Annotated in this window: 9 protein-coding genes and 1 pseudogene; all 10 read left to right on the forward strand. The window is 71.2% G+C overall.

Annotated features, from left to right (window positions below; all coding sequences use genetic code 11):
* Positions 1-1,989 precede the first annotated feature (1,989 nt).
* Positions 1,990-3,645 (forward strand): UDP-N-acetylmuramoyl-L-alanyl-D-glutamate--2,6-diaminopimelate ligase, encoded by a 1,656-nt coding sequence (locus C1I97_RS16955; protein WP_181446758.1) that lies wholly within the window; start codon positions 1,990-1,992, stop codon positions 3,643-3,645.
* 74 nt (positions 3,646-3,719) lie between these two features.
* A complete protein-coding gene (locus C1I97_RS16960; RefSeq protein ID WP_111004059.1) occupies positions 3,720-5,135 on the forward strand; it encodes a UDP-N-acetylmuramoyl-tripeptide--D-alanyl-D-alanine ligase in 1,416 nt (471 codons plus the stop codon).
* Positions 5,132-6,205: a phospho-N-acetylmuramoyl-pentapeptide-transferase gene (gene mraY / locus C1I97_RS16965; RefSeq protein ID WP_111004060.1), complete on the forward strand. Its 1,074-nt coding sequence runs from the start codon at positions 5,132-5,134 to the stop codon at positions 6,203-6,205. Before C1I97_RS16960 ends, mraY begins: the two co-directional genes overlap by 4 nt.
* On the forward strand, positions 6,187-7,665 hold the full coding sequence (murD, locus tag C1I97_RS16970; protein ID WP_111004061.1) for a UDP-N-acetylmuramoyl-L-alanine--D-glutamate ligase: 1,479 nt from the start codon (positions 6,187-6,189) through the stop codon (positions 7,663-7,665). Before mraY ends, murD begins: the two co-directional genes overlap by 19 nt.
* Positions 7,666-7,761: 96 nt before the next feature.
* On the forward strand, positions 7,762-9,141 hold the full coding sequence (gene ftsW / locus C1I97_RS16975) for a putative lipid II flippase FtsW (RefSeq protein WP_111004062.1): 1,380 nt from the start codon (positions 7,762-7,764) through the stop codon (positions 9,139-9,141).
* 6 nt (positions 9,142-9,147) lie between these two features.
* Positions 9,148-10,236, forward strand: coding sequence for an undecaprenyldiphospho-muramoylpentapeptide beta-N-acetylglucosaminyltransferase (gene murG / locus C1I97_RS16980; protein ID WP_111004063.1), 1,089 nt, complete (start codon positions 9,148-9,150; stop codon positions 10,234-10,236).
* 37 nt (positions 10,237-10,273) lie between these two features.
* Positions 10,274-11,068: a cell division protein FtsQ/DivIB gene (locus tag C1I97_RS16985; protein WP_111004064.1), complete on the forward strand. Its 795-nt coding sequence runs from the start codon at positions 10,274-10,276 to the stop codon at positions 11,066-11,068.
* Between the two features lie 278 nt (positions 11,069-11,346).
* On the forward strand, positions 11,347-12,570 hold the full coding sequence (gene ftsZ, locus C1I97_RS16990; RefSeq protein WP_220040833.1) for a cell division protein FtsZ: 1,224 nt from the start codon (positions 11,347-11,349) through the stop codon (positions 12,568-12,570).
* Positions 12,567-13,298, forward strand: a complete 732-nt coding sequence (gene pgeF, locus C1I97_RS16995) for a peptidoglycan editing factor PgeF (RefSeq protein ID WP_111004065.1) — start codon at positions 12,567-12,569, stop codon at positions 13,296-13,298. The genes ftsZ and pgeF overlap by 4 nt, the downstream gene beginning before the upstream one ends.
* 17 nt (positions 13,299-13,315) lie before the next feature.
* A pseudogene (locus C1I97_RS17000) lies at positions 13,316-13,733 on the forward strand (alanine racemase); the annotation flags it as partial.

Consider the following 13,733-nt stretch of genomic DNA (forward strand, 5'->3'; position numbering starts at 1 on the left):
CTATTCGTCGGCAGCGTCAGATGTGTATAAGAGACAGGGCCAGGCGGTTCGGCGCCCGGCGGCCGGGCGGCCGGCCGCCGGGCGGATTCGGCTCGGCAGCCCTCGGCCGCGGTTGCGGCTGGTCGGGTTCGCACTGACCCTGGTGCTGCTCGTCTTCACCGTGCGGTTGCTGCAGGTGCAGGCCGTCGACGCGAGCGCGTACGCCGCCAAGGCCTACGAGAACCGGTACGTCGTGCACACGCTGGCCGCCGAGCGGGGCGGCATCACCGACCGCAACGGGGTCGCGCTGGCGACCAGTGTGGACGCCGACGACATCACCGCCGACCCCACGATGTTCACCCGGGACCAGTTGAAGATCGGCGACGGGCCCGAGCAGGCGGCCGCCCTCCTCGCCCCGATCCTCGGCCAGGACCAGGCCGTGATCGCCAAGAAGCTCCGTACCCCGAACACCCGGTACGTGCTGCTCGCCCGCCGCCAGACCCCGCAGGTCTGGAAGCAGATCAAGGACCTGAAGACCGCGCTCGCGAAGAAGGCGCAGGCGGACCGGACCAAGACCACCGTCAATGTCCTGGCCGGTGTCTTCTCCGACCCCAGCAGCAAGCGCGTGTACCCCAACGGCGACCTCGCCGCCGGGCTGCTGGGCTGGGTCAACGCCGAGGGCAGGGGCGGCGGCGGCCTCGAGCAGCAGCTGAACGAGCAGCTGGCCGGCAAGCCGGGCAAGGTCCGCTACGCCCAGTCCGGCGGCCGCGAGGTGCCCACCGCCGGCTCCACCGAGACGCCCGCGGTGCCTGGCTCCGACGTGGAGCTCACCATCGACCGCGACGTCCAGTGGGCCGCCCAGAACGCCATCGCCGAGCAGGTGAAGAAGTCCGGGGCGGACCGCGGCTACGTCATCGTGCAGGACATCCGCACCGGCGAGATCCTCGCCATGGCCAACTCGCCCGGCTTCGACCCGGGCGACCTGTCCCACGCCGACCCCGCCGCCCTCGGCAACGCCGCCGTCCAGGACGCCTTCGAGCCGGGCTCCACCGCCAAGGTCATGTCCATGGCCGCCGTACTGGAGGAGGACGCGGCCACGCCGCTCACCCACGTCGTCGTACCCAACCGGCTGCACCGCGGCGACCGGCTCTTCCAGGACGACGTGGACCACGAGACCTGGTACCTCACGCTGAACGGCGTGCTCGCCAAGTCCAGCAACATCGGCACCATCCTGGCCACCGGCCAGCTCGGGAAGACCCAGCAGGAGGCCAACAAGGTCCTCTACTCCTACCTGCGCAAGTTCGGCATCGGCCAACCGACCGGCCTCGGTTTCCCCGGCGAGACCAAGGGCATCCTCGCCCCGTCCGACAAGTGGTCCACCTCACAGCAGTACACGATTCCTTTCGGCCAGGGCGTCTCCGTCAACGCCCTGCAGGCCGCGTCCGTCTACTCGACCATCGCCAACGGCGGGGTCCGCGTCCAGCCGACCCTGGTGCGCGGCACCAAGGGCGCCGACGGCCGCTTCACACCGGCCCCCGAGCCCGCGAGGACGCGGGTCGTGAGCGGGAAGACGGCCAGGGAACTCGCGCAGATGCTGGAGTCCGTGGTGGACGACGAGCAGGGCACCGGTGTCAAGGCGCGCATCCCCGGCTACCGCGTCGCGGGCAAGACCGGTACGGCCAACCGCGTGGACCCGGACACCGGCAGGTACCGCGGCTACACGTCCTCCTTCGCCGGGTTCGCCCCCGCCGACAACCCCCGTGTCACCGTCTACTGCGCGATCCAGAACGCCACCACGGGCAGCTACTTCGGCGGCCAGATCTGCGGCCCGGTCTACAAGCAAGTCATGGAGTTCGCGCTGAAGACGCTCCAGGTGCCGCCGACCGGGGCCAAGCCCGCGAACCTGCCCGTCGCCTTCAAGCCGTGACCGGCGCCCACCACTCCCGCACACCCTTCCCGCACACCCTCCACGCCCGGCATCACCCGAACGGAACAACCAGGTACCAGCCCGTGACAACGATCACTCCAGGCCCCGGCGACAGCCTCCCTCCCCGGCCCTCGCTTCGCTCCGAAGCGGGTACGCCGGGTACGCTCACGGCCGTGCCACACGCTGATCAGTCCCAGACCACCGAGACGGGCGCTTCCGTGACGTATCCGGGACCGCCGAGACCGGCCCGGGTCTTCGCCACCCCCCTCGCGGAGCTCGCCGGCCAGCTGGAGGTCACCGCTCCGGACGGCGCCGCCGAGGTCACGGGCATCACCCATGACTCGCGCGCCGTGCGCCCCGGCGACCTGTACGCCGCCCTGCCCGGCGCCCGCGCGCACGGCGCCGACTTCGTCACCCAGGCGGCGAGCCTGGGCGCGGCCGCCGTGCTCACCGACCCGTCCGGCGCCGAGCGCGCCGCCGCGACCGGCCTGCCGGTCCTGGTCGTGGACGACCCGCGCGGGCGGATGGGCGAGCTGGCGGCCACGATCTACGGCCGGCCGGGCCGCGACCTGCTCCAGATCGGCATCACCGGCACCTCCGGCAAGACCACCACCGCCTACCTCGTCGAGGGCGGCCTGAAGACCGTGAAGTCCACCGGACTGATCGGCACGGTCGAGATGCGCATCGGTGAGGAGCGCATCAGGTCCGAGCGCACCACCCCCGAGGCCACCGACCTCCAGGCCCTGTTCGCGGTCATGCGCGAGCGCGGCGTCGAGGCGGTCGCCATGGAGGTCTCCAGCCACGCCCTGGTGCTCGGCCGGGTCGACGGCTGCGTCTTCGACATCGGTGTCTTCACCAACCTCAGCCCGGAGCACATGGAGTTCCACTCCGACATGGAGGACTACTTCCGGGCCAAGGCGCAGCTGTTCACCCCCGAGCGCAGCCGGTTCGGCGTGATCAACCACGACGACGAGTACGGGCGCCGGCTCGCCAAGGAGGCCACCGTCCCGGTCGTCACCTTCTCCGCCGAGGGCCACCCCGACGCCGACTGGCGCGCCGAGGACGTCCGGGTCGGCCCGGTCGACTCCACGTTCACCGTGGTCGGCCCCGACGGCCGGCGGATCGCCGCCCGCTCGCCGCTGCCGGGTCCCTTCAACGTGGCCAACACCCTCGCCGCCGTCGTGGCGCTGGCCGCCGCGGGCCTGGACGCGCAGGCCGCCGCCGACGGCATCGCCGCCGTACCGGGCGTGCCGGGCCGCCTGGAGCGCGTGGACGCCGGGCAGCCGTACCTCGCGGTCGTCGACTACGCGCACAAGACGGACGCCGTCGAGTCGGTCCTCAGAGCCCTGCGCAAGGTCACCGAGGGCCGGGTGCACCTCGTGCTCGGCTGCGGCGGGGACCGCGACCGGACCAAGCGCGCGCCGATGGGCGCCGCCGCGGCCCGGCTCGCCGACACCGCCGTGCTGACCTCCGACAACCCTCGCTCCGAGGACCCCCTCGCCATCCTCGCCACCATGCTCGAGGGCGCCGCCTCGGTGCCCGCGCACGAGCGCGGGGAGGTGCTCCTGTTCGAGGACCGGGCCGCCGCCATCGCCGCCGCGGTCGGCCGGGCCCGGCCCGGCGACACCGTGCTGGTCGCCGGCAAGGGCCACGAGCAGGGCCAGGACATCGCCGGAGTGGTCCGTCCCTTCGACGACCGCCAGGTGCTTCGCGAAGCCATCCAGAACACCCAGGGATGAACGTCCGCCACCACCCGGGGACGAGAATCCTGAAGGCCCAGGGATGAAAATCCAGAAGACCAGGGGATGAACTTGTGATCGCCCTCTCCCTCGCCGAGATCGCAGAAGCCGTCGGCGGGCAGACGCACGACATACCGGATCCGTCCGTGAAAGTGACCGGACCCGTCGTCCGGGACTCCCGCGAGGCGGTGCCCGGCAGCCTCTTCGTCGCCTTCGTCGGCGAGCGCGTGGACGGCCACGACTTCGCCGCCGCCGTCGTCGAGGCGGGCGCGGCCGCCGTACTGGCCTCCCGGCCCGTCGGCGTGCCCGCGATCGTGGTCGAGGACGTGCAGGCCGCCCTCGGCGCCCTCGCCCGCCATGTCGTACGCCGGCTCGGCGCGACCCTCGTGGCGCTGACCGGCTCCGCGGGCAAGACCAGCACCAAGGACCTCATCGCCCAGGTGCTCCAGCGCAAGGCGCCGACCGTGTTCACGCCCGGCTCGCTCAACAACGAGATCGGGCTGCCGCTGACCGCGCTGAGCGCCACCGAGGAGACGAGGTTCCTCGTGCTGGAGATGGGCGCCCGCGGCCTCGGCCACATCCGCTACCTCACCGAGCTGACCCCGCCGAAGGTGGGCGTCGTGCTCAACGTCGGCAGCGCCCACATCGGCGAGTTCGGCGGCCGCGAGCAGATCGCCCGGGCGAAGGGCGAGTTGGTGGAGAGCCTGCCCCCCGCCGAGGAGGGCGGCACCGCGGTCCTCAACGCCGACGACCCCTTGGTCCGGGCCATGGCCTCCCGTACGAAGGCGAAGGTGGTCCTTTTCGGAGAGTCCGGCGAAGCGGACGTACGCGCCGAGAACGTGAGACTCACGGACAGCGGACAGCCCGCCTTCAGGCTTCACACACCCTCCGGTGCATGTGATGTGACCATGCGCCTGTACGGTGAGCACCACGTGTCGAACGCGCTCGCCGCGGCCGCCGTCGCCCATGAGCTGGGCATGTCCGCGGAAGAGATCGCCACCGCGCTCTCCGAGGCGGGCTCCCTCTCCCGCTGGCGGATGGAGGTCACCGAGCGCCCGGACGGCGTGACCGTCGTCAACGACGCCTACAACGCCAACCCGGAGTCCATGCGGGCCGCCCTGCGCGCGCTCGTGGCGATGGGCCGGGGACGGCGGACCTGGGCGGTGCTCGGCAAGATGGCCGAGCTCGGGGACGAGGCGCTCGCCGAGCACGACGCGGTCGGACGGCTCGCCGTCCGGCTCAACGTCAGCAAGCTCGTCGCGGTCGGGGGCAGGGAAGCGTCCTGGCTGCAACTGGGCGCATATAACGAGGGTTCGTGGGGTGAGGAGTCGGTGCACGTGTCCGACGCACAGGCGGCGATCGACCTGTTGCGCAGCGAGTTGCGCCCGGGGGACGTCGTGCTCGTGAAGGCGTCCCGTTCGGTCGGTCTGGAGAGCGTCGCCCAGTCGCTGCTCGAGACCGGTACCGAGGGTGAGGTTGCCGCCCGATGATGAAGCAGATCCTGTTCGCGGGTGTCATTGGCCTCTTCCTGACCCTGATCGGCACCCCGCTGCTGATCAAGCTCCTGGCCCGCAAGGGCTACGGCCAGTACATCCGCGACGACGGCCCGCGCGAGCACGCCAGCAAACGCGGTACGCCGACCATGGGCGGCATCGCCTTCATCCTGGCGACGGTCGCCGCCTACTTCCTCAGCAAGGTGATCACCGGCAAGCCGCCGACGTACTCCGGCCTGCTGGTGCTGGGCCTGATGGTCGGCATGGGCATGGTCGGCTTCCTGGACGACTACATCAAGATCGTCAAGCGGCGTTCGCTGGGTCTGCGCGCCAAGGCGAAGATGGCCGGCCAGCTGATCGTCGGCATCGCCTTCGCGGTGCTCTCCCTGCAGTTCGCGGACTCCCGCGGCCAGACCCCGGCCTCCACGAAGCTGTCGTTCATCACGGACTTCGGCTGGACCATCGGCCCGGTGCTGTTCGTCGTCTGGGCGCTGTTCATGATCCTCGCGATGTCGAACGGCGTGAACCTCACCGACGGTCTGGACGGTCTCGCCACCGGCGCCTCCGTCCTCGTCTTCGGCGCCTACACCTTCATCGGCGTCTGGCAGTACCAGGAGTCCTGCGCCAACGGCGAGACGCTGACCAACCCCAACGCCTGTTACGAGGTGCGCGACCCGCTCGACCTCGCCGTCGTCTCCGCCGCGCTGATGGGCGCCTGCCTCGGCTTCCTGTGGTGGAACACCTCTCCCGCCAAGATCTTCATGGGCGACACCGGCTCGCTCGCGCTCGGCGGTGTGCTCGCGGGTCTCGCGATCTGCTCGCGCACCGAGCTGCTGCTCGCGCTGCTGGGCGGCCTGTTCGTCCTGATCACCATGTCGGTGATCATCCAGGTCGGCTCCTTCCGGCTCACCGGCAAGCGCGTCTTCAGAATGGCGCCACTCCAGCACCACTTCGAACTCAAGGGCTGGTCCGAAGTGCTGGTCGTGGTCCGTTTCTGGATCATTCAGGGCATCTGTGTCATTGTCGGACTCGGTATCTTCTACGCGGGATGGGCAGCGGACAAGTGACCGACTGGCAGGGGAAGAACGTCACCGTCGCCGGACTCGGCGTCTCCGGGGTTCCGGCGGCCAAGGTCCTCAGCGGCCTCGGCGCGAAGGTCACCGTCGTCAACGACGGCGACGACGAGCGGGCCCGGACACAGGCCGCCGAGCTGGAGGCGCTGGGCGTCACCGTGCGCCTCGGTGACGGGGACACCCTGCCCGACGGCACCGAGCTGATCGTCACCGCGCCCGGCTGGAAGCCGGACAAGCCGCTCTTCCGCGCCGCCGAGCGGGCCGGCGTCCCCGTCTGGGGCGACGTCGAACTCGCCTGGCGGCTGCGCGGCCTGGACGGCAGGGAAGCCGCCCCCTGGCTCGCCGTCACCGGCACCAACGGCAAGACCACGACCGTGCAGATGCTCGCCTCCATCCTGAGGGCGGCGGGCCTGCGCACGGCGGCCGTCGGCAACATCGGCGTCTCGCTGCTGGACGCCGTCCTCGGCGAGGAGCGGTACGACGTCCTGGCGGTGGAGCTGTCGAGCTACCAGCTGCACTGGGCGCCCTCCCTGCGCGCCCACTCCGCCGCCGTCCTCAACCTCGCCCCGGACCACCTGGACTGGCACGGCTCCATGGAGGCCTACGCCGCCGACAAGGGCCGCATCTACGAGGGCAACCGCGTCGCCTGCGTCTACAACGCCGCCGACAGGGCCACCGAGGACCTGGTGCGCGAGGCGGACGTCGAGGAGGGCTGCCGGGCCGTCGGCTTCACCCTGGGCACGCCCGGCCCCTCCCAACTCGGCGTCGTGGACGGCATCCTGGTCGACCGCGCCTTCGTCGAGGACCGGCAGCGCAACGCCCAGGAGCTGGCGGAGGTCTCTGACATCGGCCCGCCCGTCGCCCGCCACCACCCTTCCAGGGAAGGCGCTTCGCGCCCCCATTTCGTTGCCCCGCACAACATCGCCAACGCCCTTGCCGCGGCGGCCCTGGCCCGTGCCTACGGCGTGCCGGCGCAGGCGGTCCGGGACGGCCTGCGGGCCTTCACCCCCGACGCCCACCGCATCGCGCACGTGGCCGACGTGGACGGCGTGGCCTACGTCGACGACTCCAAGGCCACCAACACCCACGCCGCCGAGGCCTCGTTGGCGGCGTACGAGTCGATCGTATGGATCGCGGGCGGTCTGGCGAAGGGCGCGACCTTCGACGAACTGGCCGCGGGAGCGGCGAAGCGGCTGCGCGGCGTCGTCCTCATCGGCGCCGACCGCGCCCTGATCCGCGACGCCCTCGCGCGACACGCCCCGGAAGTACCCGTCGTCGACCTCGACCGGACCGACACTGGGGCGATGCTCCAGGCCGTCCAGGAGGCGCGGCGGCTCGCACGGCCGGGCGACACGGTACTGCTGGCTCCGGCCTGCGCCTCCATGGACATGTTCGCCAACTACAACAGGCGCGGCGAGGCGTTCGCCCAGGCCGTGGCCGAACTCGGCGCCTGACCCCGGCCGCCTGCGCTGCCGGGCGACCTCGGGAGGGAGGCGTGGGACCCGTGAGCCGAGCCGGACTTGCGCGGCCGACGTACAGCGGAGGCTCAGATGCCCGGTAGCCCCGGCAGCCGTATCGGCCGCCCGCCCGCGCAGCGGACCCCCGAGCGGCCCGCCGCCCGGCCGACGCGCGAGAACACCCCGCGGAACCTGATCGTCCGCGCGCGCAGGGCCTGGGACCGGCCGCTCACCGCCTACTACCTGATCCTCGGCGGCAGTCTGCTGATCACCGTGCTGGGTCTGGTGATGGTCTACTCGGCCTCCCAGATCACCGCGCTGCAGAAGGCGCTGCCGGGCTCGTACTTCTTCCGCAAGCAGCTGCTCGCCGCCGTGATCGGCACCGGGCTGCTGCTGGCCGCCGCCCGGATGCCGGTCAAGCTGCACCGGGCGCTGGCCTATCCGATCCTGGCCGGCGCGGTGTTCCTGATGGCGCTGGTGCAGGTGCCGGGGATAGGGATGGCGGTCAACGGCAACCAGAACTGGATCTCGCTGGGCGGCTCCTTCCAGATCCAGCCCAGCGAGATCGGCAAGCTGGCCCTGGTGCTGTGGGGCGCCGACCTGATCGCGCGCAAACAGGACAGGCGGCTGCTGGCCCAGTGGAAGCACATGCTGGTGCCGCTCGTCCCGGTCGCCTTCATGCTGCTCGGCCTGATCATGCTGGGCGGCGACATGGGTACGGCGATCATCCTCACCGCGATCCTGTTCGGCCTGCTGTGGCTGGCGGGCGCGCCCACCCGGCTGTTCGTGGGCGTGCTGTCGTTCGCCGCCGTGATCGGCGCCATCCTGATCCAGACCAGCCCCAACCGGCTCGACCGGTTCGCCTGCGTCGGCTCCACCGACACGGACAAGTGCTGGCAGGCGGTGCACGGCATCTACGCCCTCGCCTCCGGCGGGCTGTTCGGCTCCGGGCTCGGTGCCAGCGTGGAGAAGTGGGGTCAACTCCCGGAGGCCCACACCGACTTCATCTTCGCCGTCACCGGTGAGGAACTGGGTCTGGCGGGCACACTGTCGGTGCTCGCCCTGTTCGCGGCTCTAGGCTATGCGGGCATCCGCGTGGCCGGACGCACGGAGGACCCCTTCGTGAGGTACGCCGCGGGAGGCGTGACCACCTGGATCACCGCTCAGGCGGTGATCAACATCGGTGCGGTGCTCGGTCTGCTGCCGATCGCCGGCGTCCCGCTCCCGCTGTTCTCCTACGGAGGATCCGCCCTGCTGCCGACCATGTTCGCCGTCGGGCTGCTGATCGCGTTCGCGCGTGACGAGCCCGCCGCGCGGGCGGCGCTTGCCATGCGGCAACCTCGCTTTGGTAGAAAGCGGGCAGGAGGCTTGGCGTCCGGCCGGACACACGACCGCGCATCCGGTCGCGAGCCTCGGAGATGGAACACGATGCGACGGCGTGCCTCGGCGGCGCGTTCGTCCGGAGAGCGGTGAATTTCGGTGCATGTCGTACTCGCCGGCGGAGGTACCGCGGGCCACATCGAGCCCGCGCTCGCCCTCGCGGACGCCCTGCGCAGGCAGGACCCGACCGTGGGGATCACGGCCCTGGGCACGGAGCGCGGCCTGGAGACGCGGCTCGTGCCCGAGCGGGGCTACGAGCTCGCGCTGATCCCGGCGGTGCCGCTGCCACGCAAGCCCACCCCCGAGCTGATCACCGTCCCGGGCCGGCTGCGCGGCACGATCAAGGCGGCCGAGCAGATTCTGGAGCGCACCAAAGCCGACGCCGTGGTCGGCTTCGGCGGTTATGTCGCCCTGCCCGGCTATCTGGCCGCCAAGCGGCTCGGCGTGCCCATCGTCATCCACGAGGCCAACGCCCGCCCGGGCCTGGCCAACAAGATCGGCTCGCGCTACGCCGCCCAGGTCGCCGTCTCCACCCCCGACAGCAAGCTGCGGGGCGCCCGCTACATCGGCATCCCGCTGCGCCGTTCCATCGCCACCCTGGACCGGGCGGCCATGCGCCCCGAGGCCCGCGCGGCGTTCGGGCTCGACCCCAACCTGCCCACGCTGCTGGTCTCCGGCGGCTCGCAGGGCGCCCGCCGACTCAACGAGGTCGTCCAGCAGGTCGCGCCCCGGCTCCAGCAGGCGGGCATCCAGATCCTGCACGCGGTCGGCCCGAAGAACGAACTGCCGCAGGTGCAGCAGATGCCGGGAATGCCTCCCTACATCCCGGTAAGTTACCTTGATCGTATGGACCTCGCGTACGCCGCGGCCGACGTGATGCTCTGCCGCGCCGGCGCGATGACCGTCGCCGAACTCTCCGCCGTCGGGCTCCCGGCCGTCTACGTCCCGCTGCCCATCGGCAACGGCGAACAGCGGCTGAACGCCCAGCCGGTGGTCAAGGCCGGTGGCGGGCTGCTGGTCGACGACGCGGAACTCACCCCGGAGTGGGTGCAGCAGAACGTCCTGCCCGTGCTCGCCGATCCGCACCGGCTGTACCAGATGTCCCGCGCCGCCAGTGAGTTCGGCCGCCGGGACGCCGACGAGCTGCTCGTCGGCATGGTGTACGAGGCGATCGCCTCGCGCCATTAGGGCCGTATGGACCGTATGCACGAAAGGGCTTGAGAGCGTGGCCGGACCGACCACCGCCGAACGCGGTGAACGCCAGCAGGAGTCGTCCGGCCCGCCTCCGGCCCCCCGGTTCGGGCGGATGCGTCCTCGTACGATCGTCGTCCTTTCGCTGACCGTGCTGCTCCTCAATGCCGGTTCGCTGTGGGTGCTGTACGGCTCCGAGTGGACGCACGTGAAGCGCGTGTCCGTCTCCGGGACGCGGTTCCTGACCCCGGAGGAGGTGCGCGCCGTCGCGCAGGTGCGGTTGGGAAGCCCGTTGATTTCGGTCGACACCGACGCGGTCGCGGTCCGGCTGCGCAGTGAATTGCCCCGAATTGACTCGGTTGACGTCGAGCGCTCATGGCCCGACGGAATCGAGCTGAAAGTGGTCGAGCGCACTCCGGTCATGGTGGAGGAAAAGGGCGGAAAGTTCGTCGAAGTGGACCGCGAGGGTGTCCGGTTCGCCACGGTTTCCCAGGCGCCGAAAGGTGTACCCGTCCTGGAATTGCCACTTTCCCGGTCGAACTCGGCGGCGGCGAGCCTGCGGCGGTTCGGCGAGGGCCGGCTCGTACGCGAGGCGGTCACGGTCGCCGGACGGATTCCCGCCGCGGTCGCACGCGAGACGAGGGTCGTCAAGGTCCGTACCTACGACGACATCTCGCTGGAGTTGAGCGACGGGCGCACCGTCGCCTGGGGGAGCAGCGAGGGCAGCCGCCTGAAGGCCCGCGCGCTCACCGCGCTGATGAAAGCTGCGCCCGACGCCCGGCACTTCGACGTCAGGGTTCCCACCGCCCCGGCTTCAACAGGGAGTTGACGGGTATCCGTGCAGGCCAGCACCCTGGCTGGGCACCGCTATGCCTGATCACATAGGGTGAAAAGAAAAACGGGAGGTTCGGCGTGTTCGTTGAACGGGCGCCACTTGTCGACTTAGTGTCCTGTTCCGAAGACTTCAGGGAACAGGCACACTGGTAACCCTAAACTTCAGGGTTAGGGTTCGGGTCGGCGTTCGGACCGTCCCATTCGGCATCAGTCGTCGGTTCGCGGCAAGGCCGCGAGGCGGCGACACGTAACTCGAGGCGAGAGGCCTTCGACGTGGCAGCACCGCAGAACTACCTCGCAGTCATCAAAGTCATCGGTGTCGGCGGCGGTGGTGTCAATGCCATCAACCGGATGATCGAGGTCGGTCTCAAGGGCGTCGAGTTCATCGCCATCAACACCGACGCGCAGGCGCTGTTGATGAGCGACGCCGACGTCAAGCTCGACGTCGGCCGCGAACTCACCCGCGGACTCGGCGCCGGAGCCAACCCGGCCGTCGGCCGCAAGGCCGCCGAGGACCACCGCGAGGAGATCGAGGAGGTCCTCAAGGGGGCCGACATGGTCTTCGTGACGGCCGGTGAAGGCGGCGGCACCGGCACCGGCGGCGCGCCCGTCGTGGCCAACATCGCCCGCTCGCTCGGTGCCCTCACCATCGGCGTGGTCACGCGCCCGTTCACCTTCGAGGGACGGCGCCGCGCCAACCAGGCCGAGGACGGCATCGCCGAGCTCCGCGAAGAGGTCGACACGCTCATCGTCATCCCCAACGACCGGCTGCTGTCCATCTCGGACCGCCAGGTCAGCGTGCTCGACGCGTTCAAGTCCGCGGACCAGGTGCTGCTGTCCGGTGTGCAGGGCATCACCGACCTGATCACCACCCCCGGCCTGATCAACCTGGACTTCGCCGATGTGAAGTCGGTCATGTCCGAGGCCGGTTCGGCCCTGATGGGCATCGGCTCGGCCCGCGGCGACGACCGCGCGGTGGCCGCCGCCGAGATGGCGATCTCCTCGCCGCTCCTGGAGGCCTCCATCGACGGCGCACGGGGCGTGCTGCTGTCCATCTCCGGCGGCAGCGACCTCGGCCTGTTCGAGATCAACGAGGCCGCCCAGCTGGTCAGCGAGGCCGCGCACCCCGAGGCCAACATCATCTTCGGCGCGGTCATCGACGACGCCCTCGGCGACGAGGTCCGGGTCACCGTGATCGCGGCCGGGTTCGACGGCGGACAGCCGCCGGCCCGCCGGGACAACGTCCTCGGCTCGACCGCCGCCGCATCCTCCCCGTCCCCGGCCCGCCGCGAGGAGCCGGCGCCGGTGCGGCAGCCGGAGAGCCGCCCGACCTTCGGCTCGCTGGGCAGCGTGACGCCGAAGGAGGACCCGGAGCCGGCCGCCCCGGAGCCGGTGCACGACCTGCCGCCCGCCGCCCCGCCGGTCACGCCGGCGCCGCGGCCCACCTACACGGACAGCGCGGCCGAGGAACTGGACGTACCGGACTTCCTCAAGTGATAGGACAGCACGACACCGTGAACGGCGCGCACTTCGCCTTCACCGACCGGTGGGGCGGGGTGAGCGCCGTTCCGTACGAGGAGCTCAACCTCGGCGGCGCGGTGGGTGACGACCCCGGCGCCGTACGCGCCAACCGGGAGCGGGCGGCGGGCTCCCTCGGACTCGACCCGGCCCGGGTGGTCTGGATGAACCAGGTGCACGGCGCGGACGTGGCGGTGGTGAACGGTCCGTGGGGAGCCGCGGCGGACATCCCGTCCGTCGACGCGATCGTGACCGGGCGGCGGGGTCTCGCCCTCGCCGTACTCACCGCCGACTGCGTGCCGGTGCTGCTCGCCGACCCCGTCGCCGGTGTCGCCGCCGCGGCCCACGCCGGACGGCCCGGCATGGTGGCCGGAGTGGTCCCCGCCGCCGTACGCGCCATGACCGGACTCGGCGCCGACCCGGCCCGGATCGTCGCCCGCACCGGACCCGCCGTGTGCGGCCGCTGCTACGAGGTGCCCGAGGCGATGCGCGCGGAGGTGGCGGCCGTCGAGCCGGCGGCGCACGCCGAGACGAGTGGGGGCACTCCGGCCGTCGACGTGAGCGCCGGGGTGCACGCGCAACTGGAGCGCCTCGGGGTGCACGACCGGCAGCAGTCGCCGGTGTGCACGCGGGAGTCGGGGGACCACTTCTCGTACCGCCGCGACCGCACCACCGGTCGGCTCGCGGGCTATGTCTGGCTGGACTGATGGAGCACGACGGACGCATGACGGACCGCACCGACGACCGTAGAGAAGAACTCGCCGCGAATCTGGCGAAGGTGGAGCGGCGCATCGCCGCGGCGTGCGCCGCCGCGGGCCGGCCGCGTGAGGAGGTGACCCTGATCGTGGTCACCAAGACCTACCCGGCCGCGGATGTGCGGACCCTGTCGGAACTCGGTGTGCGCCATGTGGCCGAGAACCGGGACCAGGAGGCGGCGCCCAAGGCCGCCGAGTGTGCGGATCTGCCGCTGACTTGGCATTTCGTTGGTCAACTTCAGACCAACAAGGTGCGATCCGTGGCCGCTTATGCCGATATCGTGCAGTCCGTCGACCGTTCCCGGCTGGTCACGGCACTGTCGAAGGAGGCCGTACGGGCGGGGCGCGAGCTGGGCTGCCTCATCCAGGTCGCGCTGGACGCGGGGG

This window comes from Streptomyces sp. NTH33 (assembly GCF_003236365.1).
GTDB lineage: Bacteria > Actinomycetota > Actinomycetes > Streptomycetales > Streptomycetaceae > Streptomyces.